Genomic DNA, 24,373 nt, shown 5'->3' on the forward strand with positions numbered 1-24,373 from the left:
GAATTCTATGCGAAAGCACGGCCTGTACACAGCTGATTTCGCAAGCCTCTTGCCGGGGATTTTGACTATCATGCCGTCATCGAGGAAGACACCAGCGGCATCTCACAAAGCCGCGGCCAACATGACAAATCGCCCCGCCCATCCGGCCGACGCCCGCAAGTTGTGGGACATCAGCCCTATGCTTTCCCCCGCCACCCCCGTATGGCCGGGCGACACGCCGTTCCAGCAGGAAGCAGCGTGGCAGATGGATGAGCACTGCCCCGTCAACGTCGGGCGCATCACACTGTCGCCGCACACCGGCGCCCATGCCGATGCGCCGCTGCACTACGCGGCCGACGGCGCACCGATCGGCGCCGTGGGGCTGGAACCCTACCTGGGACCGTGCCGCGTGATCCATTGCATCGGCGCCTCGCCGGTGGTCGCCCCGCATCACGTCGAACACGCGCTGGCTGGTGTTCCGCCGCGCGTATTGCTGCGCACCTATCGGCGCGCGCCGGTCGAGCAATGGGACTCCGGCTTTTGCGCGGTAGCCGCCGAGACGATTGCCCTTCTCGCCGCGCATGGCGTGAAACTGGTCGGCATCGACACGCCGTCGCTGGACCCGCAGGAATCGAAGACCATGGACGCCCACAACGCCGTGCGGCGCCATGGGCTGGCGATCCTCGAAGGCATCGTCCTCGACGAAGTCCCCGAGGCCGACTACGAACTGATCGCGCTGCCGCTGCGCTTCGCCGGGCTGGACGCCAGCCCGGTGCGCGCCGTGCTGCGCAGTCTGGCCTGAATTCCACAATCCCCCGCACCCAATTGCACATTCAGACATGACCACACAGACCCGCGAGCAATGTGAATCGCTCGACCTGCATGATCCCCTGCGCGCATTGCGCGACCAGTTCGCGCTTCCCGACGGCGTGATCTATCTCGATGGCAATTCGCTGGGCGCCCGTCCGCGCGCCTCGGCCGCCCGTGCCGCCGAAGTGGTGAGCGAAGAATGGGGCGTCGGCCTGATCCGCAGCTGGAACACCGCCGGCTGGTTCGAGCTGCCGCAGCGGCTGGGCAACAAGCTGGCGCCGCTGGTCGGCGCTGGCGAGAACGAGGTGGTCGTCACCGACACCACCTCGATCAACCTGTTCAAGGTGCTGGCCGCCGCCGTGCGCGTGCAGCAGACGCGCGATCCGTCGCGCAAGGTGATCGTGTCGGAAGCCAGCAATTTCCCCACCGACCTGTATATCGCCCAGGGCCTGGCCGACCTGCTGCAGCAAGGCTATTCCCTGCGCCTGGTGAACTCGCCGGCGGAGATCGACGCCGCCGTGGGCGCCGACACCGCCGTGCTGATGCTCACGCACGTCAACTACAAGAGCGGCGAAATGCTCGACATGGCAGGCCTGACCGAACTCGCCCATGCGCGCGGCGTGCTGACCGTGTGGGACCTGTGCCATTCCGCCGGGGCAGTGCCGGTCGCGCTGAATGCGTCGAAAGCCGACTACGCGATCGGCTGCACCTACAAGTACCTCAACGGCGGCCCGGGTTCGCCGGCCTTCGTGTGGGTTGCTCCCGCACTGCGCGATGCCTTCTGGCAGCCGCTGTCGGGCTGGTGGGGCCATGCCGCGCCGTTCGCGATGGAACCGCAATACCGCCCGGTCGACGGCGTGCGCCGCTTCCTGTGCGGCACGCAGCCGGTCACCTCGATGGCGATGGTGGAATGCGGCCTGGACATCTTCGCCCAGACCAATATGCAGGTGCTGCGCGCCAAGTCATTGCTGCTGACCGACCTGTTCATCGAGCTGGTCGAGTCCCGCTGCGGCCATCATCCGCTCACGCTGGTCACGCCGCGCGATCACGCCCGCCGCGGCAGCCAGGTCAGTTTCGAGCATCCGGAAGGCTATGCCGTGATGCAGGCCCTGATCGAACGCGGCGTGATCGGCGACTACCGCGAGCCGCGCATCATCCGGTTCGGCTTCACGCCGCTCTATACGAGCTTTACTGAAGTGTGGGACGCCGTCGAAATCCTGCGCGATGTGCTGGATTCCGGCAGCTTCCGCGACGAGCGCTTCCTGAAGCGCAGCACGGTGACCTGAGCGGAGCGCATCATGAGTGAATTCAAGGGTTGCCCGATGTCGGGCGCAGGCGCCAAGGCGGAGCAAGACGGCAGCTGGCACGGCGCGCAGATGGATTTCGCCAGGGACATGAGCTATGGCGACTATCTCGGCCTGGACCAGATCCTGAGCGCGCAGCACCCGCTCTCGCCGGATCACAACGAGATGCTCTTCATCGTGCAGCACCAGACCACCGAGCTGTGGATGAAGCTGATGCTGCACGAGCTGCGCGCGGCGCGCGAGTCGGTGAAGGACGATCACCTGCCGCCGGCGTTCAAGATGCTCACGCGCGTGTCGCGCATCATGGACCAGCTGGTGCAGGCGTGGAACGTGCTGGCGACGATGACGCCGCCGGAGTACTCGGCCATGCGGCCCTACCTGGGCATGTCGTCGGGCTTCCAGTCGTACCAGTATCGCGAGATCGAGTTCATCCTTGGCAACAAGAACGCGTCCATGCTGAAGCCCCACGCGCACCGGCCCGAGCATCTGGCGCTGGTGGAAACCGCGCTGAACACGCCGTCGATGTATGACGAAGCGATCCGGCTGATGGCGCGCCGCGGCTTTGCCATCGATGCGGCGTGCGTGGAGCGAGACTGGACCCAGCCAACGGCCTACAACGCTTCGGTCGAAGCGGCGTGGCTGGAGGTGTATCGCAATCCGTCGGCGCACTGGGAGCTGTACGAACTCGGCGAGAAGTTCGTCGACCTGGAAGACTCGTTCCGCCAATGGCGCTTCCGCCATGTGACCACGGTCGAGCGCGTGATCGGCTTCAAGCGCGGCACCGGCGGCACCGAAGGCGTCAGCTATCTGCGCAAGATGCTGGACGTGGTGCTGTTCCCGGAACTGTGGAAGCTGCGCACGGACCTTTGAGACCGTTCGCGTTTAGGCCGCCGGGGCCGACAACCTGGCGGCCAGCGCCTGCAGTGCCGGGGCAAGGGTCTCATGAAAAACCGATTCCGCCACGGTGCCATATGAGGCGCTGCAACTGAGCATGTGCGGCTCCTTCTCTCCCACCGGCCGGAATGCCACTGCGCAGGCATGGATGGCCGGGTGCCAGTCGCGGAACGAGGCGGAATAGCCGCGGGTCTCCGCCTCCGCCAGCGCAGCGCGCAGCGGTGCCTCCTGCTGCCTCCACTGTTCCGGAAATGCCTGGCTGAATTCGGCCAGCACCCGCTCGCGCCTGGCCGGCGGCAGCGCCGCCAGGTAGGCGCGCCCCATCGAACTCGATACCAGCGACAGGCGCGATCCCACGCCCAGGCCCAGCATGACGCCAGCGTCGTTACGGATCGACTCCAGGTAGATCACCTCCATCCGCTCGCGCTTGCCGAGCGACACCGACACGCCGTATGACTGCGCAAACGCCAGCATATGCGGCCGCGCCAGCGCAACTACGTCCGACGCCGACAAATACGAATAGCCGAGCGCCAGCACGCCCGCGTCCAGCGCGTATTTGCCCAGGCTCTCGTCATAGCGCAGGTAGCCCAGCTGGACCAGCGTGCCGGCCAGCCGGCTGACCGTGGCTTTGGGAAAGCCGGTACGGCGCACGAAATCCTGGTTGCCCAGCATGGCCTCGCCGGTGCGAAAGCAACGCAGCAGCTCCAGCCCGCGCGCCAGCGCGGTGACGAAATTCGGATCGCTCTCACGCGCCGGTGGCGGCGGAAGTGGATGACTGGTCATTAGTGTCTCCTGGCGGGCGCCGTGAATGTCCGCTCATCGCACAAGGCAATCCGGATTGGCCTAGATTCCCTATTGCACGGCAAACGCATTGCGATATACTAATTCAACGGAACACAGTTCCGCAATGCGGAACCAAGAATTCTCACCGGTTTCTTGCCAGTTCCACCACTTTTCCCGGAAATGCCGGACCGGCACGCGACATCACATGACGCCGGCCGTCGATCACACCGCTCTACCGAAGGAGACCTGCATGGCTGCCAACGCCGAATTCCACTGGGCCGACCCCCTGTTGCTGGATCAGCAACTGACCGCCGAAGAACGCATGGTGCGCGACGCAGCCGCGGCATACAGCCAGGACAAGCTGATGCCGCGCGTATTGCAGTCGTTCCGCAATGAAAAGACCGACGTGGAGATCTTCCGCGAGATGGGCGAACTCGGCCTGCTGGGCCCGACCATCCCCGAGCAATACGGCGGCCCTGGCCTGAACTATGTGAGCTACGGCCTGATCGCGCGTGAAGTGGAGCGTGTGGATTCGGGCTACCGCTCGATGATGAGCGTGCAGTCTTCGCTAGTGATGGTGCCGATCCATGAATTCGGCAGCGAAGCGCAAAAGCAGAAGTACCTGCCCAAGCTGGCCACCGGCGAGTGGATCGGCTGCTTCGGCCTGACCGAGCCGAACCACGGCTCCGACCCCGGCTCGATGGTCACCCGCGCGAAGAAGGTCGACGGCGGCTACGAGCTGACCGGCGCCAAGATGTGGATCACCAACTCGCCAATCGCCGACGTGTTCGTGGTGTGGGCCAAGCTGCAAGGCGACGACGGCAAGGAAGCCATCCGCGGCTTCATCCTGGAAAAGGGCTGGAAGGGCCTGAGCGCACCGGCCATCCATGGCAAGGTCGGCCTGCGTACCTCGATCACCGGCGAAATCGTGCTGGACCAGGTATTCGTGCCGGAAGAGAACCTGATGCCGGGCGTAAGCGGCCTGAAGGGCCCGTTCACCTGCCTGAACTCGGCCCGCTACGGCATCGCCTGGGGCGCGCTCGGCGCCGCCGAATTCTGCTGGCACACCGCCCGCCAGTACACGCTGGACCGCAAGCAGTTCGGCCGCCCGCTGGCCGCCACGCAGCTGGTGCAGAAGAAGCTCGCCGACATGCAGACCGAGATCACGCTGGGCCTGCAGGGCTGCCTGCGCCTGGGCCGCATGAAGGACGAAGGCACCGCCGCGGTGGAGATCACCTCGATCATGAAGCGCAACTCGTGCGGCAAGTCGCTGGACATTGCCCGCGTGGCGCGCGACATGCTGGGTGGCAACGGCATCTCGGACGAGTTCGGCGTGATCCGCCACGTGGTGAACCTGGAAGTGGTCAACACCTACGAAGGCACGCACGACATCCACGCGCTGATCCTGGGCCGCGCCCAGACCGGCATCCAGGCCTTCTTCTGATCCTGGCCGGGCATTGCCCGGGTGCTGCAGACGTAAAAAAGCCCGGCTTCACAGCCGGGCCAAGCACACTACCAAGGAGACGACGAGGCTGCCCCCGTCGATAAAACACCTGTGGTTCACGCCGGCCCCGCCTTCATGCGGGGCCGCGTTCATTTGTTGGGTTGCGGAGTGAGCCGCAGATAGGGCCGCACGGCCTTGTAGCCCTTCGGAAACTTCTCGCGAATCGCTGCCTCGTCCTTCAGCGACGGCACGATCACCACGTCATCGCCATCCTGCCAGTTGCCCGGCGTGGCCACGCTGTGGTTGTCGGTCAGCTGAAGCGAGTCGATCACGCGCAGGATTTCATTGAAATTGCGGCCGGTGCTGGCCGGATACGTGATGATCAGGCGCACCTTCTTCTTCGGATCGATGATGAACAGCGAGCGGACGGTCAGCGTTTCGCTAGCGTTCGGGTGGATCATGTCGTAGAGCTGCGAAACCTTGCGGTCTCCGTCGGCCAGGATCGGGAAGTTCACCGTGGTCGACTGCGTTTCGTTGATGTCCCGGATCCAGCCGTGGTGCGAGTCCACGCCATCGACCGACAGCGCAATGGCCTTGACGCCGCGGCGCGCGAATTCGTCCTTCAGCTTCGCCGTCAGGCCCAGCTCCGTAGTGCACACCGGCGTATAGTCGGCGGGATGCGAGAACAGCACGCCCCAGCCTTCGCCCAACCACTCATGAAACCGGATGCGGCCTTCGCTCGAGTCCTGCTCGAAGTCGGGGGCGATATCGCCAAGACGCAATGCCATGCTCTGTCTCCTGAGAAAAAACGAGTGGAACCAGAGTAATCGGATTGATATCCAACCCAAACGAATATAAAGTCACTACAAAATCACTCGAAGTCATAACGACATTTGTTGCCGTTCGCCTGAGCCACTTCCCGCGCACTTGTCCTAACTTGCCCTTGCCGGCGACGTGGTCTTGAAACCACGGTGGCCTGCCACATATGCTAAGTAACAGACAAGAAATGCCGTTAGCCACGCGAGGAAGGCAAAATGTCAGAATCCGCACAATCCGAACCAACCGCCCGCAAACAGGAGAAACTGATGAGCGATGTCAAGACCGTTCTGTCCGACGCCGAAGAACTGCTTAAGCAAGCGGCCTCGACCACCGGCGAAAAAGCTGCCGAACTGCGCGAGCGTGGCATGGGCCTGCTGAAGCAGGCAAAAGAAAAGGCCCAGGACCTGCAAGACGCCGTGGTGACAAAGAGCAAGGCTGCTGCCCGCGCAACCGACGACTACGTGCATGACCACCCGTGGCGCGCCGTTGGCGTGGCAGCCGGCGTTGGCCTGCTGATCGGCCTACTGCTGAACCGCAAGTAATCCAGGCAACACCGCGGCGCGCGTGCGCCGCTTCCATCACGGTATCGCCCAGCATCAGATGAGGGAGATGCCAGTGGCCCGGGCCCGCGGCCCTCGCGCCGCGGGCCTAGGCTGCGTCCGCTGAACGTGTGCCCGGCAAGCGCCGGCACATTGCTTGCTCGCCGGAGCCGCATGAGCGAACCCACCGCCTCCCCCAAGTTTTTCGAGTCCCTGCGCAACCTGACCGGCTCGCTGGTGGCAATGGTCCAGACTCGCCTTGAACTGGCCAGCGTCGAGCTTGCCGAGGAGCGCACCCGGCTGATGAAGGTCGGTTTGCTGGCGTGCTTTGGCCTGGTCTTCTTCGGCCTGGCACTGCTGACGCTGACCGCGCTGATCGCCATCCTGTTCTGGGACACCTACCGCTGGCAGGCCCTTACCGGGCTGACGCTGGTCTACCTACTGCTGTGCGCCGGCTGCCTGGCATTCGCACGCCACCTGGTGCGCAACGCCCCGCCGCTGTTCGAAGCCACGCTCGCCGAAATCGACAAAGACCGGGAGATCCTGCGCCGATGAGCACGCCACCCGAATCCCTGGAAGGCGCCGAAGCGCGTCGCCGCGAGCATGCGCGGCCCGTGCGCTTTTCGCGCGAAGTACGCCTGCCGCTGGCTGTGCGCAAGGAACTGCTGCTGACCCGCGCGGCGCTGGAACGCCACGATTGCTACCAGGCACTGCACCAGGTCCGGGGCGGTGCCCGCCGGCTTGGCAGCCTTGGTAGCTGGCTTCCGCGCATTTTTCGCCCGGGCTCGTGGACCAAAGTCCTTGGCCTGGCACACGACTACCCGCTCGTCAGCACGGCGCTCACGCTGGCACTGCCGCTGGTAAAGCGCACGCCGGTTCTGCGGTGGACGTGGAAACTGTCGAAGGTCGGGCTCGTGGCTGGCGCCGCCTACTGGGCCTACAACACCTGGCGCGAAGCAAAGAGCCAGGCTGTTCCTCCGGCAAGCGCGGGTTCCGCCCCCGTCAGCGGCGCACCCGCCGTCGATACCGGATTCCGCGATCCGCTGGTTCGCTGACGCTCGCGCCCGGATTACCGGGCGGCAATCGCCAGCGGGGCTTCGCCGTCCTGCCTGTGCACTGCGTGGACAGCATGCACGTTGCCCAAGGAAAACGGGACCGGCAGGCCGATGTGATGGCCCTGCGCCAGGTCCACGCCCAGTTCGCGTAGCCGCACCAGCATCGCCTCGCTTTCGACAAATTCGGCGATAGTCTTCTTGCCCATGGCGTGCCCGATGCGCTGGATCACCTCCACCATCACCAGATTGACCGGGTCGTCCAGCATCTCCCGCACAAAACTGCCGTCGATCTTCAGGTAGGCCGCCGGCAGATGCTTGAGGTAGGTGAACGACGCCATGCCAGCACCGAAGTCATCGAGCGCGAAACTGCAGCCCAGCCGCTGCAGTTGCTCGATAAAGCTGGCGGCCTGCGCCAGGTTGCCAATGGCCGCCGTTTCGGTGACCTCGAAACAGATCGTGCTCAGCGCAACGCCGGCACGCTCCGCCTGCTCGCGCACGAACTCCGGAAAGTGGATGTCCGCCAACGACGATCCCGACAGGTTGATCGCGCAAGTCGCGATATCGCCGGCACACCCGCTCGCCAGCGTGGCGAACGCCGTTTCCACCACCCACCGGTCGATCATCGGCATCAGGTTATAGCGTTCGCAGGCCGGCACGAATGCCATCGGCGGCACCAGCTGCCCACGCTCGCCGACCATGCGCAACAACAGCTCGACATGCCGCCCCGCTCCGCCATCGTCCTGTAGCGGGACAATCTCCTGCGCGTACAGGCAGAAGCGTCCCGCGGCAAGCGCTGAATGGACGCGGCTCACCCATTCCATCTCGCCGTGCCGCATCCGCACCACGCTATCGTGCGGATGGTAGACCTGCACCCGGTTGCGGCCGCATTCCTTGGCCATGTAGCAGGCGGCATCGGCAGCGCTGAGCGCCTCGGCCACCCCGCCGGCGTGCCCGTCGAGCGCCACCAGGCCGATGCTGACTCCCAGCGTGAACGTGCGCTGCCTGTGCACGAAGCGGAAGCCGGAAATCGCGCGGCGCAGCGCTTCCGCCACGCGCTCGCTGTCTGCGCCAACGCAATGCTCCAGCAGGATGCCGAATTCGTCGCCGCCCAGGCGCGCCAGCGTATCGCCCTTGCGCAGCTGGCTGCGCATGAGCTCTGCCATCTGCCGGATCAGTTCATCGCCAGCGGCGTGTCCGCAGGTATCGTTGACGACCTTGAACTGGTCGAGATCCAGGTACATCAGGCTGTGCATGCGGCCTTCATCGCGCGGGCGTGCCAGCGCGGCGGCCAGGCGCCGCTCGAATTCCGCGCGGTTGACCAGCCCGGTCAGCGCGTCATGACTGGCCTCGTAGATCAACTGCGCGGCATGCGCGCGCTCCTGGCTGACATCATGCAGCACCACCACCACGCCGATCACCTGTGCCGCCCGGTCCCGGATCAGGGACACCGATGCCTTGACCGCGACAGGAGGCCCACCGCGCCGCACCAGCAGCAAGGTCTGATTTGGCCAGTGCTGCTGCAAACCCAGCGTAACGAGATCCGGCACCGGCACCTTGCTGCCCTCCTCCTCCAGCACACAGACCTGGGCAAGCGGCAGGCCCACGGCCTCGTCCTCGCGCCATCCGGTCAGCGCCTCCGCCGCCGGATTCAGCGAGCCGACCCTCCCCCAGACGTCCGTGGTGACCACCGCATCGCCGATGGCCTGCAGGGTGACCTGCGCGCGTTCCTTCTCGGCAAACAGCTGCGCCTCGTAGCGCTTGTTGTCGGAAATATCGGAAAGTGAGCCGGCCATGCGCGCGTGCCGCCGCCTGGCGCCTCGCACCATGCGTCCACGCGCGCGGACCCACAGGTAGTCGCCACTGCGGGTGCGCAGACGGAACTCGGCATCGTAGGGCTTGCCGCTGCGCAGATACCTGGTGAGCTTTTCTTCGAAGGCGCAGTGATCGGATGGATGCAACAGCCCCAGCACGGTCTCGCGCGCGTGCGGCAGCTCGTCCGGCGCAAAGCCGAGCATCTGCGCGCATCGCGGCGAGAAATAGAGTTCGCCGCGTTCCAGGTGCCAGTCCCACAGGCCGTCATTGCTGCCGCCCACGGCCAGTTGCAGTTGCTCTTCGCTCAACGCCAGGGCCTCGCGCAGCCTGTGTTCGCGCCGCAGCCTGCCTTGCGACAGCAGGATCGCCGACAGCAGCAACGCCGCCGCCGCCACCGCGCTGCCGGTTGTCAGCAGCCGCGTGACCCGGCGCGACGCCTGGCCAAGATTGTCCGAAAACGCAAGTTCGAGCGGTGTCAGCCGGCCGTCGATCTCGACAATGCTGCGCAGGATCGGCTCGACGCAGCGCTTGCCGCAATCGGGCTGCGCGGCAAGGCGGTGCAGCGCAAGCGCCTGGGCATGCAGCGCGCCGATCTCGAGGTCGCCGGCCGCCCATACGCGGATGGCGGCATCGACTTCCTCGATGTTGCGGAAATTGCGGTAGAGCCGGATCATGCCCGGAATGTCGTCAGCATGATTGCCACCGGCGCTCAGGCCCGCCCGGGCCCGATCGAAATCGGGCTGGTCGCGGTCCAGCTCCACCCGTGCCTGATGGTCGCCCAGGGGAATCGCGATGGCGGCCAGGTAGGCGGCGAAATCGGCCGGGTTGCGATACTCGCCGTAGCGCAGCAGGTGCATGACGGCGTTCTTCTGTCCCTTGGACCACTGGCTCTCGCCGGCAACAAACGCACGCGCCGCGGAAAGCAGGTCGAGACTGGCGATGCTGAACAGCGCCAGCGCAACAACAACAGGAACGAACGGCCAGATGATGCGCAATACATGCCCACTGGCCGGCAAGGAAACGCCTGTTTGCCGCATAGGGACCCCGGCCGGCTGGCTGCCGGCTCTGTGTGAGGGCCGCGCCGGAGGCGGCGCGGCTGTCCCATTGTCCTGCGCGGCGCGGGCGAAGTCTCTAACTCGAAATAGTTAATGCGGCAACGCGCGGCAGCCCGCAGCGCCCCATCGCCACGGATGCGCAAATGAAAAAGGCCTCGCAGATTCCTGCGAGGCCTTTTTGAAATACTGGTGGGTCGTGCGTGACTCGAACACGCGACCAACGGATTAAAAGTCCGCTGCTCTACCGACTGAGCTAACGACCCGAAAAAACAGAACCGCGATTATAGGGATACCCTTCTCGGCGTGTCAAGCCTGCACATGGGCCCCGGCTAAACCATGCGCTCCAGACGCCATATCTGGTAGCGGAACGCCAGCACCGCACCGGTGAGGATACCCGCAAGCGCGATGAAGGAGCCGATGGCCAGTGTCGACACGCCCGACAGCCCCTGCCCCACCGTGCAGCCCAGCGCCGTCACGCCGCCGGCGCCCATCAGGATGCCGCCTACCATGTGATTGGCCACGTCCTCTGCATTGCCGAACCCTTCCCAGCGGAAGGTGCGCGTCGCCAGCGCATAGATCGCCGCGCCGGCGATCACGCCGATGACGCTGACGATGCCGATGGTCAGAACCTTGCTCTTGTCGCTGAACATCATCAGCCAGTCGAGCGTATAGGCGTAAGGCGCGACGAAGCTGAGGCTCTCCATGCGACCGCTGTTGGTGGCGGCGAAGAGCTCTTCCAGCGTATTGGGATCCTCGGCCACATAGCCGATATGGCCCGACACGTACCACATGCCCACGATGATCAGCCCGACCGCAATGCCGCCAAGGAGGTTGTCGAAGGAGCGGAAGTTGCGCGCGGCCAGCGCCCAGACCACCAGCGCGCCGCCGAGCAGCAGCGCCAGCCACATCTGCAGCGCACCGCGCGCAACGCCTGTGCCCTGTGCAAGCAGCGAAGGCAGATCCTGCGTCGTCGGCAGCGTCAGCGATACCGCATCCACGGTGTTGACCCGCACCACGCCGAACAGGCCGCGCAGCGTCATGTACGCGGACAGCCCGAGGAAGACAAACACCACCACCGACTTCAGGTTGCCGGCACCGATGCGCACCAGCGTCTTGCTGCCGCAGCCCGACGCCAGCACCATGCCGAAGCCGAACATCAGGCCGCCCACCAGCGCGGACAACCAGCTCAGCTTGCTGGCCGCATAGATGGTCTTGGTCGGGTCGATCTGGCCGGCCCAGGCCAGCACGCCGGTGCCGATCATGGCCACGCCGATCGCCAGGCCCCACATGCGCATGCGGCTCCAGTCGCCCATGTTGACGACATCCGAGACCGCACCCATGGTGCAGAAGTGCGTGCGCTGCAGGACCGCGCCGAACAGGAAGGTCAGGACAAACGTGCTCAGCAGCACGGTGCGCGAGAGCGCGGCAATATCGATTTCAGGCATGTCGGGGGCGGTTGCGGGCGAAAACTGCGGCCAGGCGGTGCTCAGGCGGCGCTCTGGTAGCGGGTCGGGTCAGGCACGCCGGCGGCTTCGAAACCGGCTCGGCGGATCCGGCAGGAATCGCATACGCCGCAGGCGCGGCCATCGTCGTCGGCCTGGTAGCACGATACCGTGAGGCTGTAGTCGACGCCCAGGCGGATGCCGGCGCGGATGATCTCGCCCTTGGTCATGTCGATGATGGGCGCATGCACGCGGAAGCGGTCGCCCTCGACACCGGCCTTGGTCGCAAGGTTGGCGAGCGTTTCATACGCCGCCACGTATTCCGGGCGGCAGTCCGGATAGCCCGAGTAGTCGACCGCGTTGGCGCCGAAGAACAGGTCGCGGCCGCCGACGGCCTCGGCCCAGCCGAGCGCCAGCGACAGCATGATGGTATTGCGCGCCGGCACGTAGGTGATCGGGATGCCCACGGACGCACCATCGGTCGGCACGTCGAGGGTGTCGTCGGTCAGCGCGGAACCGCCGAAGCGGCGCAGGTCGAGGTCGACGATCTCGTGGCGCACCGCGCCGAGCGCGCCGGCCACGCGTTTGGCGGCTTCCAGCTCGGATGAATGGCGCTGGCCATAGCGCATCGACAGGGCATAGGTCTCGAAACCCTGTGCCTTGGCCATGGCAAGTACGGTGGCGGAGTCGAGTCCGCCGGATAGCAGGACGATGGCGCGTTTGGTCATGATTGCAAGGCGCGCCGCCCGGGCAGCGCGCAAAAAATTCAGGCGAATCAGTTATTTTAGCGCGACACAAGAAAAAGGCCCGCTGAACGCGGGCCTTGCAGTCGGAGGCACAGCCGGACGGCTTACTTCAGGCTCTTCAGCCGGTTGCTCGCAGCCTGGGCGCCCTCGGTGCCGGGATACTTGGCCACCACCTGCTCCAGCGTCTTGCGGGCCGCGGCCTTCTGGCCCGATTCGAGCTGGTTGTTGGCGATCGCGATCATCGCATCCGGCGCCTTCGGATGGGTCGGGTTGGCCTGGAGCATGTTCTGCAGGACCGCCGTCGACCCCTTGTAGTCGCGCTGGGCATACAGCGAGTTGCCGAGCCAGAACTGCGCCAGCGGCAGGTACGGGCTCTGCGGATACTTCTTGATAAACCCCGAGAAGGAACTGCCCGCGCTCTTGAAATCGCCGGCCTGGAACTGCTTGAGGGCGGCGTCGTACTCGGGCTTCTCGTTCGGCTGCGACAGTCCTTCGCGGCCATCTACGGTGACCTGCTGCGGCTCGAATTTCTTCAGGCGCGCATCCAGGTCAGCGTAGTAGTCCTTCTGCTGCTTCTGCAGCGTATCCACGGTGTTCTGCAACACCTCATTCTGGCCGCGCAGACGCGCCACTTCCTGGCGCAGACCTTCGAGCTGGTTCTGCATGTCAAGCGTGGTGCGGCTGTTCTGCTCGATGCGCTGCGTCGCGGTCGCCTGGAAACCGTTGAACTGGTCGCGCAGGGTAATGACCGCGCGACGCGCTTCGTCATCGTCGAAAACGCCAGCATGCACCTGGGTAAGCGGCAACATGCCGCCGCCGGAGACGGCGGCGAGCCACAACAGGGTGGAAACGCGTGCTTTCATGGATTGGCTGTCCGCAGATCAGTAGTTGATGTCCGCGCGGCGGTTCTCTGCCCACGAGGCTTCATCGTGACCGCTGGCCTTCGGCTTTTCCTTGCCCAGGCTCACGGCTTCCATCTGGCTGTCAGGCACGCCCATCGAGCCCAGCGAACGGCGCACGGCTTCGGCACGCTTCTGGCCCAGCGCGAGGTTGTACTCGCTGGTGCCGCGTTCGTCGGTGTTGCCCTGGATCAGGATCTTGCGGCCCTTGTTGGAGCCCAGGTACTTGGCGTGCTCGGTCAGCATGCCCTGATAGTCCTGCTTGACGCTGTAGCTGTCGAAGTCGAAGTACACGCTGCGCTTGGCCAGCGGGCTGTTCGGGTCGTTCAGCGGGTCATTCGCTACGTTCACCGGCGTGACGGTGCGGGCGTCGGTACCGGCGCCGCCCTTGGCACCCGCGTTGGCGGTGTCATCCAGCTTCACGCCGGAGCTGCAGGCACCGAGGGCAAGCAGAGCGGCAACGGCGAGGGTTTTGGTCATCAGTTGGGGCATGGTGAGTGGCTCCTGTTATTGCATGAAAGGACCCCAGGACGGCTCGCGAACGTCGCCGGACTGGAGGGACAGAACCTGCCGGGTGCGCCCGTCAGTGGAAACCGCTGCCAGCACCGCGCGGCCTCCCACGCGGGTGGCATAGAGGATGTACTTGCCGTTGGCCGCGAAGCTCGGGGCTTCGTCGTTGGCCGTGTCGGTCAGCGAGGTCACATCGCCGTTGGACAGATCCTGCAGCTGCAGCTTGAAGCCGCCCGCACGAGTGATATAGGCAAGCGACTTGCCGTCCGGCGAGATCCGCGGGCTCACGTTGTAGCTGCCCTTGAAGGTCACGCGCTGCGCACCGCCGCCCTCTTCGCCCGAAGCCGGCATGCGGTAGATCTGCGGCGCGCCGCCACGGTCGCTGGTGAAGTAGATGCTCTTGCCGTCAGGCGAGTATTGCGGCTCGGTGTCGATGGCGCTGCTGCGGCTCAGGCGGTGAATGCCGGAGCCATCCGCATTCACCTGGTAGACCTGCGTATTGCCGTCGCGCGACAGGGCCAGGGCCAGGTGCTGGCCGTCCGGCGACCACGACGGGGCGCTGTTGTTGCCCTTCTGGTTCGACACCAGCGTGCGGCGGCCCGTGGCCAGGTCGTGCACGTACACCACCGGCTTCTTGGCTTCGAAGGAAACATAGGCCACGCGGCGGCCATCCGGCGACCACGACGGCGAGATGATCGGCTCGTTGCTGGTCAGCGCGATCTGCGAGTTCTGGCCGTCCGAGTCGGAAATCAGCAGCTGGTAGCGGCCGCCCACGCGAGACACGTACGATAGGCGCGTGGCAAACACGCCGCGCTCGCCCAGCAGCTTCTCGTAGATATAGTCAGCAATCTTGTGGCCCGTCACGCGCAGCTGGCTCTGGCTCACGTTGAACGCCAGGCCGCCCAGGCTTTGGCCCTTGACGGTGTCGTAGAGGCGGAAGCGCACGTCGTACTGGCCGTTGCCCGACGGCGTGACGCTGCCGGCCACGAAGGCATCGGCACCGCGCGTCTTCCAGCTGCCCAGGTCGACATTGGCGGATTCGGCGACGGTGGCGCCGCCCGGATCCACGTTGCGGAAGCGGCCACTGCGTTGCAGGTCGCTGCGGATGATGGCGGTCAGGTTCTGCGGGGCTTGTGCCTCGCCCTGGAAGTTGGCCGTTGCGACCGGAAACTGGCTGGAGCCAACGCCGGAGATCTCAACGTTCAGCTGTGCCTGCGCGGCACCTGCGGACATGGCCAGCGCCGCGGCCAGCCAGGCCATCAGGGCGCGTCGGCCGACAAGGCGGCTGACCTGTTGATTTGCGGATTGGCGCCTCGCGGACTGCCAGTTGGGGGCCCAAAGCTTTCGCATGCTGCTCCTCAGTCGATTACAAGTTTCATCGGGCACGGCAGGCAATCGGCAAAACGGGCAGAACCAGCACTACTGCGCATGGCGCATGCCCGTTCTGCGTGCGAATTGCACACTGCCGGCTGCGTCAGGCAACCTAACATGGTAGCGGTGGGACCGGCGCCCGGCGATGAAGGTTGCATAATGTTGCAAATCATGGCGCCCGGGTCACTCAGTCCTTCGGACGGAAGGTGATGGTGAAGGTGGCCGGTGCCTTGCCATTCTCGTCGCGCGGCAGCGGGTCCGATCGCTCCACGGCACGCAGCACGGCATTGTCCCACGCGGAGTTGCCGCTGGACTTGCTCAGGCGTGCCGACATCAGCGAGCCGTCCGGCGCCAGTTGCACCGAGACGACAGCACTCGGATTGCCCGGCACGTCCTCGGTAAAGACGATATTCGGCTTCACGCGGCGACGCACGCGGTCGGCATAGCCAGGCGACGCCTTGCCACCGCCGCCGGCACCCGCGCCAGCGGTATTGCCCACACCACCGCCACCGGCACCGGAGCCGCCGGCCAGCGCCTGCAGGCGCGCCAGTTCGCTCTTGCGCTGTGCATTGGCCGCCGCTTCGCGCCTGGCCTTCGCGTCGGCATCCGCCTTGGCCTTGGCCTTCGCTTCGGCGTCAGCCCTTGCCCTGGCGTCGGCCTGCGCCTTCGCGTCCGCCCTGGCCTTCGCGTCGGCTTCCTTGCGGTCGCGCTCTGCCTGTTCCTTGTGCTGCTGTTCCTGCGCCGCCTTCTTCGTCGCCTCTTCCTTGCGCTGGTCTTCCTTGCGCAGCGCCTCCTGGCGTTCGGCCTCCTTGCGATCCGCGGCCTTACGCTCGGCTTCCTTGCGGTCAGCCTCCTTGCGTGCCGCGTCCTTGCGCGCGGCCTCTGCTTCCTTGCGCGCTGCCTCATCGCGGGCGGCCTGCTCGGCGGCACGGCGCTTCTGCCGCTCGAGCGCGATGTCGGCTTCGTCCTCGACCTTGCTCTTTACCTCGGGCGCAGGCGGCACCGGCCGCGGCTGCACCACGGGCTCGGGCGGCGGCGGAGGTGGCGGCGCGGTCGTGGCGGGAATCTCTTCCCACAGCTCGGCCTCGGCACCGACGGGCGTGCTGCTCTGCCAGCGCACGCCGTAATAAAGCAGGATGGCCAGCAGCACGTGCATGAAGAGCGCGAGCAGGAAGGAACGCATGGTTCCCCGCTCCTTTACCGGCTGATAAGGATAGGCGGCGGTCTTCATTGGGCGCGGCGGCAATCGGTTGGGCGTGTCACGCGACGGGATTGGCGGAATTGACGAGATCGACGGGGACTACTTGGACTTCACCATCAGGCCGACGCGCTTGATGCCATCGGCCTTGAGCACGGACATCACGTCCAGCACGGATTCATACTTGACCGAGCGGTCGGCGGCGATCACCACCGGCTGGTCCGGGTTCTCGTTCTGGCGCTGGTGGACGAAGTCGAGCAGGCCCTGCTTGTCGAGCTTGTGCTCGAATGCATTGCCGGCGTTGTCCTTGCCGCGCGCGGTCAGGACGCCGCTCTCGTTTACGGTCACGACGATCGGCGGGGCCTTCTGTTGCGGCGTGGCGTTGGCCACGGTCGGGAGGTCGACCACCGCGGGGCTCACGATCGGAGCCGCCACCATGAAGATGACCAGCAGCACGAGCATCACGTCGATGTAAGGCACGACGTTGATCTCGGCGCTGGCACGACGGCGCGAGCCGCCGCGACGCTGAATGGCTGCCATTGCAGGTGCTCCTGGGACGTTGATCCGACCGCCAGGCCGGATCGTTCCTATCTGATTCGGTTAGCGGGTCTGCCGTTGCAGGATGTTCAGGAATTCTTCCATGAAGCTTTCGAAACGGATCGCCAGGCGGTCGATTTCGGTGGCATAGCGGTTGTACGCAATCACCGCCGGAATGGCTGCAAACAGGCCGATGGCCGTGGCCACGAGCGCTTCGGCAATGCCGGGCGCCACCGATGCAAGCGTCGCCTGCTGCACATTCGACAGCCCGCGGAAAGCATTCATGATCCCCCACACCGTGCCGAACAGGCCGATATACGGGCTCACCGAACCCACCGAAGCCAGGAACGGCAGGTGGGATTCGAGCACGTCCATCTCGCGCTGGTAGGCCGCGCGCATGGCGCGGCGGGCCGCATCGAGCAGCGCGCCGGCTTCATTGCCGCGCTCGCGTGCCTTCAGGAATTCGCCCATGCCCGATTCGAAGATCCGCTCCAGCGCGCCGGTATTGTGGCGGTTGTTCACGGCACTGTTATAGAGCGCCTGCAGATCGCCGCCCGCCCAGAAATCGCGTTCGAATCCTTCCGTCTGGGTGCGCGCGGAACGCAGCGCCAGGTGCTTGCGGAAGATATACGTCCACGAAAACAGGGACATGACGAGCAACAGCGCCATGACGGCCTGCGCAAGCAGGCTGGCGTGAAGCACCAGCGAAATGATCGACAGGTCTTGCGTGACGGTCACGGGATTCATCGAGCGGTCTTGATGGTTGCTAGGACAGGGGCGGGAATGGGCGCAGGACGGAAAGTGCTTCGGTCTACACAGCCAACGCGGATGGCGCCGGTTGCCAGCAGGAGATCTCCGCGCCACGCTTCCTGGGCGAACTGGACCGACGCCGGCCCCACCCGCTCGATGCGTGTACGGATATCGAGCTGGTCGTCCAGCCGGGCGGGCGCATTGTAGTCCACTGCAGTGCTGCGGACGATAAAGACCACGCCGGCCTCGTCGGCCAGCGCCTGCTGTTCGATACCGAGCGAGCGCAGCCACTCGGTGCGGGCGCGCTCGAAGAACTTGAGGTAGTTGGCGTAGAACACTACGCCACCCGCGTCGGTGTCTTCCCAGTACACCCGCAGGGTCCAGACAAAGTTTGTCATGGCCGCGATTGTAACGGAGACAATGGCCCGTTCGGTGTTAACCCGCAGGACGACTTTGCAACAGCAAGTTGCCGGCCAGGCCAGGCCTGGCTTTGCGGGCAGGGCCTGTGGCTTGCGGCAAATCCCTGCCTCGCGATAAACTGCGGCCAACCATTCCACCTTGCGCGACTGGCGATGTCAGTGGGTACTACCACGAGGAAGCGCAAGTTCTCTGGCGTGAAGTTCAAACGCCTGCCGCTCGCCTGGGCAGCGAATGGGAAGCAGGGTGCGCCCTGTGCCGACTTGCCAACCCGTCAGAACGGGTTGCCGGCCGGTGCCGGTCGCCGATGCCTTCCCCGCGCGCCCTACCCCGATGCACCAATCGGAATCCCCTTTTTCAGACGAGTTTCGCCATGTTCGAACGCAGCCGCTATACGATCGACCAGATCGACCCCGAGGTCTTTGCCGCTATCCAGAAGGAAAACCAGCGCCAGGAAGACCATATTGAACTGATCGCTTCCGAAAACTACACCTCGCCGGCCGTGATGGCCGCGCAAGGTTCGCAACTGACCAACAAGTACGCCGAGGGCTATCCCGGCAAGCGCTACTACGGTGGTTGCGAATTTGTTGACATGGTCGAGCAGCTCGCCATCGACCGCGTCAAGCAGCTGTTCGGCGCCGAAGCCGCCAACGTGCAGCCCAACTCGGGCTCGCAGGCCAACCAGGGCGTGTATTTCGCCGTGCTGAAGCCGGGCGACACCATCATGGGCATGAGCCTGGCCGAAGGCGGTCACCTGACCCACGGCATGGCCCTGAACATGAGCGGCAAGTGGTTCAACGTGGTCAGCTATGGCCTGAACGCCAAGGAAGACATCGACTACGACGCCCTGGAAAAGCTGGCCATCGAGAAGAAGCCCAAGCTGATCATCGCCGGCGCGTCGGCCTTCGCCCTGCGCATCGACTTCGAGCGCATCGGCAAGGTGGCCAAGTCGATCGGCGCCTATTTCATGGTCGACATGGCCCACTACGCCGGCCTGATCGCCGCGGGCGTCTACCCGAACCCGGTCCCGCACGCCGACTTCGTCACCACCACCACCCACAAGAGCCTGCGCGGCCCGCGCGGTGGCGTGATCCTGATGAAGGCCGAGCACGAGAAGGCCATCAACTCGGCCATCTTCCCCGGCATCCAGGGCGGCCCGCTGATGCACGTCATCGCCGGCAAGGCCGTGGCCTTCAAGGAAGCGCTGACCCCCGAGTTCAAGGCCTACCAGGCGCAAGTGGTGAAGAACGCCGACGTGCTGGCCGAAACCCTGATCGCGCGTGGCCTGCGCATCGTCTCCGGCCGCACCGAAAGCCACGTGATGCTGGTCGACCTGCGCGCCAAGAACATCACCGGCAAGGAAGCCGAGAAGATCCTGGGCGACGCGCATATCACGGTCAACAAGAACGCCATTCCCAACGATCCGGAAAAGCCGTTCGTCACCTCGGGCATCCGCCTGGGCTCCCCGGCCATGACCACGCGCGGCTTCCAGGAAGAAGAAGCCCGCATCGTCGGCAACCTGATCGCCGACGTGCTGGACAACCCGCATGACGAAGGCAACATCGCCGCCGTGCGCGAGCAGGTCGCGGCCCTGACCAAGCGTTTCCCGGTCTACGGCTGATGCATCGAGGCCGCCCTCCCCGAGGGTGGCCGGCAGCCCCGCAAGCCTGCCCCTCAGGTATGGCTTGCGGGCGTCGCCAACCCACCCTGCTGCCGCAGAAAGACAACACAGGCAAGGCAGCCGGGCTCAAATCTGAAGGTGGTCAGGCATGAAATGCCCCTTTTGCGGTCATTCCAATACCCAGGTGCTCGACACCCGCATGTCGGAAGACGGCGATACTGTCCGCCGCCGCCGCCGCTGCGAATCCTGCGACCGCCGCTTCACCACCTATGAACGGATCGAACTGTTCTTCCCGGCCATCGTCAAGAAGAACGGCTCCCGCGTCGACTACACCCGCGACAAGCTGAAAGGCTCGATGCGCCTGGCCCTGCGCAAGCGCCCCGTCTCGGCCGAAGCCATCGACGAAGCCATCACCCGCATCGAAGAAAAACTGCTCGCCCTCGGCGAGAAGGAAATCCCCAGCAGCCAGGTCGGCGAACTGGTCATGCGCGAACTGCGCAAGCTCGACAAGATCGCGTATATCCGCTTTGCTTCGGTGTACCGGAGTTTTGAGGATGTGTCGGAGTTTTCAGATGTGCTGGCCGAGGTGACGGCGGGGAACAGCAAGCGGTGAGGCTTGCGACCCGCTGCCGCCTTCAGCGCTCCCAGCAATTCTGGAGGTAGGCCGCCGGATTCGCCCCGACTGTATTCAGCCGCGTGCCGGCCTGATCCAACGTGCACGTGCCGCATGCGTCGGCGGTGGCATCCACTGGCACTGCCTGCAGGACATAGCCCTTCGCCGTCAACGAATTGGCGACAATCGAAATGTTGAAGCGAACTCGCGCACTGTCGCGTGGCGATGTCCTGAACGCGGCCGGCAGCGCGTAGGCTATGCCGCCCGCGTCCGGGTTGTAGCGGTCATAGACCGGGCGTGGCAGCCATGCGCTGCGATTCACAGCTGTGGGATACTCTCGATCGGAGCAAGGCGGCTTCCAGGCGGCCACCTTCTCGCTCAGCCGTCGCGGCGGGCAGCGCCAGGTCCGGCTTGGGGCGCAGGGACGTATCCGACTCTGCACACCGGTGCGCGACAGCGACTGCGATACCGCGGACGGGCCCGGCCCGCCGTGACCCTGGAAAGCCATCCTTCCCATCGACTGCCAACCAGCCAAACGCTACAGGCTCAATGTTTTCCGACACCGACCACGCCGCCATGCAACAGGCGCTCGCGCTCGCCGCGCGTGGCATGTTCATCACAACCCCGAATCCGCGCGTCGGCTGCGTGCTGAGCAAGGACGGGCAGATCATCGGCCAGGGCTTCACCCAGCCGGCCGGGCACGACCACGCCGAGATCCAGGCGATGAAGGATGCGGTGGGGCGTGGCTTCGATCCTGCCGGCGCCACGGCGTATGTCACGCTGGAGCCGTGCAGCCATTTCGGCCGCACGCCCCCTTGTGCCGAGGCGCTGGTTCGCGCCGGCATCGCGCGCGTGGTGGCGGCGATGGAAGATCCCAACCCGGCGGTGTCGGGCCGTGGTCTGCAGCGGCTGCGCGAAGCAGGCATCGACGTACGGTGCGGCCTGCTCGAGAAAGAGGCGCGCGACCTGAATATCGGTTTCGTGTCCCGGATGACGCGCGGCCTGCCCTGGGTGCGCGTCAAGGTGGCCGCATCGATGGACGGCGGCACGGCGCTGCACGACGGCACCAGCCAGTGGATCACCGGACAGGCAGCGCGCGATGACGGGCACGCCTGGCGCGCGCGCGCCTGCGCGATCCTGACCGGCATTGGCACCGTGCGCGACGACAATCCGCAACTGACCGTGCGCGCCATCCCGACCCCGCGCCAGCCGCAACGCGTGCTGGTCGATTCCCGCCTGGAGGTTCCGCTGGACGCGCGCATGCTCGCCGCCGACACCGGCGACTTTGCCAAACCCGTGCTGGTATTCTGCGCCCTCGACAACCGCGAGCGGCGCCATGCGCTTGAAGCCCGCGGCGCCGAAGTGGTGGTGCTGCCCAACCCGCACGGCAAGGTCGAGCTGCGCAAGATGCTGGAAGAGCTCGGTCGGCGCGGCATCAACGAACTGCATGTGGAAGCCGGTTACAAGCTCAACGGATCACTGATCCGTGAGCATTGCGCCGACGAACTGCTGATCTACCTCGCACCCAAGCTGCTCGGCGACGCGCAGGGCATGTTCAACCTGCCGCCGCTGTCGCGGTTGCAGGATGCCGCAGCGTTCCGCTGGCACGACGTGCGGCAGATCGGCGACGACCTGCGGTTGATCGCCCGCCGCAACGACAGCTGACCGCCGGGCCGGCACGCGGCACGAGCCCTCACGGCCCCATAGATAACATGCGGGATCCCCGCCCAACTTTCAGAACGATTCAAGAACCCATCATGTTTACTGGCATTGTGGCGGCCGTAGGCCGCATCGAAACCGTGACTCCACTGGGCGCTGGCGCCGACGCCGGCGTGCGCCTGCGCATTGCATCGGGCGAGCTTGACCTGTCGGATGTCATCATCGGCGACAGCATCGCCATCCAGGGCGCATGCATGACGGTGGTCGCGCTGGCGGCAGACGGCTTTGACGTGGAGGTCTCGCGGGAGTCGCTCGACAAGACCGTGGGGCTGGAGCGCGCCGGCCGCGTCAATCTCGAAAAGGCCCTGCGCCTGGCGGATCGGCTCGGTGGCCACCTGGTGTCGGGCCATGTCGACGGACTGGGCGAAGTCGTCCATTTCGCGCCGGTCGGCGAATCGCACGAACTGCGCATTCGCGCCCCGCGCGAACTCGGCCGCTACCTGGCGTACAAGGGTTCGGTGGTGGTCAACGGCGTGTCGCTGACCGTCAACCGCGTCAGCGATGAAGCCGATGGCTGCGTATTTTCCATCAACCTCATTCCGCATACGGTTGAAGTGACCACGCTGCAGGAACTCAAGCCGGGCGCTCGCGTGAACCTCGAGATCGACCTGATCGCGCGGTACGTGGAGCGGATGCTGTCCACGGCGCAGGCGCCATCGTAACGGGCAAGCTTCGCGGGGCGTGGAATGCTTGCGCGTTCCACGCCCCGCGATCATCGCGACGGGCAGGTATTGCGCCCAGCCAGTTCACTTTGCTCGCGTCGAGCGAAACCGGATATCGCGGAAGAACTCTGAGACGACTCTACTTGCCTTCGTCAGGCACGTTGTATGTCTCACGCAGCTTGCTGGCAAACGGCAGGATTGCCTCGACGCACGCGGCACTATTGCCGCCCTCCATGGTCGACAGACTCCAGTTGCAGCCGCTGGCGTCCGGCGCGTGCCAGACCACATCGCCGAAACAGGCGCCCTCGCATTGCGCATATTTCGACTGCTCCGCACGGAGCATGGCGCGCAGTTCAGCCTTGTGCTTGATCTGTCTCGGCATGGATGTCTCTCCCCTTCCTTTCTGAGCAAAGCCTGTGGCGCGATCCATGCCGCGCGCTAACTGTATTCGCGGACGTTCCGATCACCTTGCCTTGACGAAGGTGGACATGCCGTCGATGGCTTCCCTGGCTGAAGACAAGGCAAGCGCGATGGCAGCGTGCGGCGCGTTGGCGAAATGCTGAATCAGCGGTGGCACCTGCCGCAGGGACCCCATGCCGGCGCTGACCTGGGTGATGGTCACGGTAGCGAGGAAGCCCGGTTGCGCCGCTTCGCCGCCCGGGGCTTCACCGGGTGCACGACGCACGTTAGCAGACACTTTGAAACCCTTGTAGATCGCGTTGTTCTGAGACATGTTGGTCTCCTTTCATCACTGAGCATACGCTGATAGCCAGGTTGTGTCCGATTTACTTCTGGTGCAACACCGGCAGCTGCCGCGATCCGCGTCCACGTGCGGTCCGCCATTCCGAAGGTGCGCCATGCAATGCCTTTCGGCCTATGCTGCCGGCCTATGTTGTAAGTGACCTAGGATGCCAGGCAGCGGACAACTAGAATGTTATTGGAGCGTTTCCCGGGCATGTGCCCCAGGTAACGCCTGCCACTCGTTTCCGGGCTTCCCCCTCGATGACGTCTTAGGACCAGTGACTCCTGAAGTCACTTACGGGGACACCTGGAAAATTCATGCAAGACTCCCTGCCGCGACTTCTGGTCGCCTGCGACCTCGGTCACCCGCGGTTTTGCTCATTCGCCAGGATCGACACCGTCGATCTCGGACGATTTCCACCCGAAGCTATCCGCAAGCCAATCGCCAGGCTGATTCGCGCGATTTTTGCCGGCCTGGCGCGACCTTGGCTGCCCGAGCCGCACCCACGTTGTGACGATGATGCGCTGGAAATCCTGGGCAATGCCGACAGGATGGAGACCGTCACACGATCGCAGTGGCACGCGCGCGCATTTCGCAGCGCTGCCCGCCTGCAGCCGTCGCTCAAACACTAAAAGGAATGACCGTGTCAGAT

Annotated in this window: 27 protein-coding genes, 1 tRNA gene, 1 pseudogene and 1 riboswitch; of the genes and pseudogenes, 13 read left to right on the plus strand and 16 right to left on the minus strand. The window is 65.2% G+C overall.

The window, feature by feature from the left end; translation table 11 throughout:
* The first annotated feature begins 121 nt into the window (after window positions 1–121).
* From kynB to kynA, 3 genes are read left to right on the plus strand one after another with little or no spacing between them, the layout of a single operon-like run.
* A complete protein-coding gene (gene kynB, locus RM96_RS30920; protein ID WP_039015541.1) occupies window positions 122–781 on the plus strand; it encodes an arylformamidase in 660 nt (219 codons plus the stop codon).
* Between the two features lie 37 nt (window positions 782–818).
* Window positions 819–2,075 carry a kynureninase gene (gene kynU / locus RM96_RS30925; RefSeq protein ID WP_039015542.1) on the plus strand — a complete coding sequence of 419 codons (1,257 nt, stop codon included), beginning with the start codon at window positions 819–821 and terminating at the stop codon, window positions 2,073–2,075.
* Between the two features lie 12 nt (window positions 2,076–2,087).
* Window positions 2,088–2,963 (plus strand): tryptophan 2,3-dioxygenase, encoded by an 876-nt coding sequence (gene kynA, locus RM96_RS30930; RefSeq protein WP_039015543.1) that lies wholly within the window; start codon window positions 2,088–2,090, stop codon window positions 2,961–2,963.
* A gap of 12 nt (window positions 2,964–2,975) precedes the next feature.
* Here the strand turns inward: kynA and RM96_RS30935 are convergent, their stop codons facing one another.
* Window positions 2,976–3,770 (minus strand): IclR family transcriptional regulator, encoded by a 795-nt coding sequence (locus RM96_RS30935; protein ID WP_039015544.1) that lies wholly within the window; start codon window positions 3,768–3,770, stop codon window positions 2,976–2,978.
* A gap of 250 nt (window positions 3,771–4,020) precedes the next feature.
* Here RM96_RS30935 and RM96_RS30940 point away from each other — a divergent pair, with 250 nt between their 5' ends.
* On the plus strand, window positions 4,021–5,214 hold the full coding sequence (locus RM96_RS30940; RefSeq protein WP_039015545.1) for an acyl-CoA dehydrogenase: 1,194 nt from the start codon (window positions 4,021–4,023) through the stop codon (window positions 5,212–5,214).
* Window positions 5,215–5,363: 149 nt separating this feature from the next.
* Here the strand turns inward: RM96_RS30940 and RM96_RS30945 are convergent, their stop codons facing one another.
* Window positions 5,364–6,002: a peroxiredoxin gene (locus RM96_RS30945; protein ID WP_039015546.1), complete on the minus strand. Its 639-nt coding sequence runs from the start codon at window positions 6,000–6,002 to the stop codon at window positions 5,364–5,366.
* A 246-nt stretch (window positions 6,003–6,248) separates the two neighbouring features.
* Between RM96_RS30945 and RM96_RS30950 the strand changes: the two genes are divergently transcribed.
* The 3 genes from RM96_RS30950 to RM96_RS30960 all read left to right on the plus strand — a co-directional run bounded on the left by RM96_RS30950 (window position 6,249) and on the right by RM96_RS30960 (window position 7,627).
* The gene (locus RM96_RS30950; protein WP_193752557.1) at window positions 6,249–6,575 is read left to right on the plus strand and encodes a DUF883 family protein; all 327 of its coding nucleotides are present in this window, start codon (window positions 6,249–6,251) and stop codon (window positions 6,573–6,575) included.
* Window positions 6,576–6,746: 171 nt separating this feature from the next.
* Window positions 6,747–7,127: a phage holin family protein gene (locus tag RM96_RS30955; protein WP_039015547.1), complete on the plus strand. Its 381-nt coding sequence runs from the start codon at window positions 6,747–6,749 to the stop codon at window positions 7,125–7,127.
* Complete coding sequence (locus RM96_RS30960; protein WP_039015548.1) at window positions 7,124–7,627, plus strand: DUF3318 domain-containing protein; 504 nt, start codon at window positions 7,124–7,126, stop codon at window positions 7,625–7,627. Before RM96_RS30955 ends, RM96_RS30960 begins: the two co-directional genes overlap by 4 nt.
* 14 nt (window positions 7,628–7,641) lie before the next feature.
* Here the strand turns inward: RM96_RS30960 and RM96_RS30965 are convergent, their stop codons facing one another.
* From RM96_RS30965 to ybgC, 11 genes are all read right to left on the minus strand, one after another.
* Window positions 7,642–10,455, minus strand: a complete 2,814-nt coding sequence (locus RM96_RS30965; protein WP_082016797.1) for an EAL domain-containing protein — start codon at window positions 10,453–10,455, stop codon at window positions 7,642–7,644.
* A gap of 226 nt (window positions 10,456–10,681) precedes the next feature.
* Window positions 10,682–10,757: transfer RNA gene (locus tag RM96_RS30970), tRNA-Lys, on the minus strand.
* Window positions 10,758–10,823: 66 nt separating this feature from the next.
* Window positions 10,824–11,939 carry a YeeE/YedE family protein gene (locus tag RM96_RS30975; protein ID WP_039015549.1) on the minus strand — a complete coding sequence of 372 codons (1,116 nt, stop codon included), beginning with the start codon at window positions 11,937–11,939 and terminating at the stop codon, window positions 10,824–10,826.
* 41 nt (window positions 11,940–11,980) lie between these two features.
* On the minus strand, window positions 11,981–12,664 hold the full coding sequence (gene queC, locus RM96_RS30980; RefSeq protein ID WP_039015550.1) for a 7-cyano-7-deazaguanine synthase QueC: 684 nt from the start codon (window positions 12,662–12,664) through the stop codon (window positions 11,981–11,983).
* A gap of 122 nt (window positions 12,665–12,786) precedes the next feature.
* Window positions 12,787–13,545, minus strand: coding sequence for a tol-pal system protein YbgF (gene ybgF / locus RM96_RS30985; RefSeq protein ID WP_039015551.1), 759 nt, complete (start codon window positions 13,543–13,545; stop codon window positions 12,787–12,789).
* Window positions 13,546–13,563: 18 nt separating this feature from the next.
* The gene (gene pal, locus RM96_RS30990; RefSeq protein WP_039015552.1) at window positions 13,564–14,073 is read right to left on the minus strand and encodes a peptidoglycan-associated lipoprotein Pal; all 510 of its coding nucleotides are present in this window, start codon (window positions 14,071–14,073) and stop codon (window positions 13,564–13,566) included.
* A gap of 15 nt (window positions 14,074–14,088) precedes the next feature.
* Window positions 14,089–15,441: a Tol-Pal system beta propeller repeat protein TolB gene (tolB, locus tag RM96_RS30995; RefSeq protein ID WP_039015553.1), complete on the minus strand. Its 1,353-nt coding sequence runs from the start codon at window positions 15,439–15,441 to the stop codon at window positions 14,089–14,091.
* Between the two features lie 208 nt (window positions 15,442–15,649).
* Entirely contained in the window at window positions 15,650–16,693 is a 1,044-nt protein-coding gene (gene tolA, locus RM96_RS31000; RefSeq protein ID WP_052279849.1) for a cell envelope integrity protein TolA, read from the minus strand.
* Between the two features lie 69 nt (window positions 16,694–16,762).
* Complete coding sequence (gene tolR, locus RM96_RS31005; RefSeq protein ID WP_039015555.1) at window positions 16,763–17,200, minus strand: protein TolR; 438 nt, start codon at window positions 17,198–17,200, stop codon at window positions 16,763–16,765.
* 60 nt (window positions 17,201–17,260) lie between these two features.
* Window positions 17,261–17,944 carry a protein TolQ gene (gene tolQ / locus RM96_RS31010; protein WP_039015556.1) on the minus strand — a complete coding sequence of 228 codons (684 nt, stop codon included), beginning with the start codon at window positions 17,942–17,944 and terminating at the stop codon, window positions 17,261–17,263.
* Complete coding sequence (gene ybgC, locus RM96_RS31015) at window positions 17,941–18,345, minus strand: tol-pal system-associated acyl-CoA thioesterase (RefSeq protein ID WP_039015557.1); 405 nt, start codon at window positions 18,343–18,345, stop codon at window positions 17,941–17,943. Before ybgC ends, tolQ begins: the two co-directional genes overlap by 4 nt.
* Before the next feature lie 154 nt (window positions 18,346–18,499).
* A riboswitch (ZMP/ZTP riboswitch) is annotated at window positions 18,500–18,600 on the plus strand.
* Window positions 18,601–18,737: 137 nt separating this feature from the next.
* Here ybgC and glyA point away from each other — a divergent pair.
* Both glyA and nrdR read left to right on the plus strand, forming a co-directional pair.
* Window positions 18,738–19,985 (plus strand): serine hydroxymethyltransferase, encoded by a 1,248-nt coding sequence (glyA, locus tag RM96_RS31020; RefSeq protein ID WP_039015558.1) that lies wholly within the window; start codon window positions 18,738–18,740, stop codon window positions 19,983–19,985.
* A 148-nt stretch (window positions 19,986–20,133) separates the two neighbouring features.
* Entirely contained in the window at window positions 20,134–20,598 is a 465-nt protein-coding gene (gene nrdR / locus RM96_RS31025) for a transcriptional regulator NrdR (protein WP_039015559.1), read from the plus strand.
* Window positions 20,599–20,620: 22 nt separating this feature from the next.
* Here the strand turns inward: nrdR and RM96_RS31030 are convergent, their stop codons facing one another.
* Window positions 20,621–20,968: a hypothetical protein gene (locus tag RM96_RS31030; RefSeq protein WP_152624247.1), complete on the minus strand. Its 348-nt coding sequence runs from the start codon at window positions 20,966–20,968 to the stop codon at window positions 20,621–20,623.
* Here RM96_RS31030 and RM96_RS40380 point away from each other — a divergent pair.
* The 3 genes and pseudogenes from RM96_RS40380 to RM96_RS31040 form a co-directional block, all read left to right on the plus strand.
* Window positions 20,889–21,092: pseudogene (locus tag RM96_RS40380) on the plus strand (pilus assembly protein); the annotation flags it as partial. The gene RM96_RS31030 and the pseudogene RM96_RS40380 overlap by 80 nt on opposite strands.
* 55 nt (window positions 21,093–21,147) lie before the next feature.
* Complete coding sequence (gene ribD / locus RM96_RS31035; protein ID WP_039015560.1) at window positions 21,148–22,263, plus strand: bifunctional diaminohydroxyphosphoribosylaminopyrimidine deaminase/5-amino-6-(5-phosphoribosylamino)uracil reductase RibD; 1,116 nt, start codon at window positions 21,148–21,150, stop codon at window positions 22,261–22,263.
* Window positions 22,264–22,355: 92 nt separating this feature from the next.
* Window positions 22,356–22,979 (plus strand): riboflavin synthase, encoded by a 624-nt coding sequence (locus RM96_RS31040; RefSeq protein WP_039015561.1) that lies wholly within the window; start codon window positions 22,356–22,358, stop codon window positions 22,977–22,979.
* Window positions 22,980–23,118: 139 nt separating this feature from the next.
* Here the strand turns inward: RM96_RS31040 and RM96_RS31045 are convergent, their stop codons facing one another.
* Together RM96_RS31045 and RM96_RS31050 are read right to left on the minus strand one after the other, a co-directional pair.
* Window positions 23,119–23,361: a hypothetical protein gene (locus RM96_RS31045; RefSeq protein ID WP_039015562.1), complete on the minus strand. Its 243-nt coding sequence runs from the start codon at window positions 23,359–23,361 to the stop codon at window positions 23,119–23,121.
* Between the two features lie 81 nt (window positions 23,362–23,442).
* Window positions 23,443–23,712 carry a hypothetical protein gene (locus RM96_RS31050; protein ID WP_039015563.1) on the minus strand — a complete coding sequence of 90 codons (270 nt, stop codon included), beginning with the start codon at window positions 23,710–23,712 and terminating at the stop codon, window positions 23,443–23,445.
* A 326-nt stretch (window positions 23,713–24,038) separates the two neighbouring features.
* Here RM96_RS31050 and RM96_RS31055 point away from each other — a divergent pair, with 326 nt between their 5' ends.
* Window positions 24,039–24,353, plus strand: coding sequence for a hypothetical protein (locus RM96_RS31055; RefSeq protein WP_039015564.1), 315 nt, complete (start codon window positions 24,039–24,041; stop codon window positions 24,351–24,353).
* Window positions 24,354–24,373 lie beyond the last annotated feature (20 nt).

The organism is Cupriavidus sp. IDO (genome assembly GCF_000812465.1).
GTDB lineage: Bacteria > Pseudomonadota > Gammaproteobacteria > Burkholderiales > Burkholderiaceae > Cupriavidus.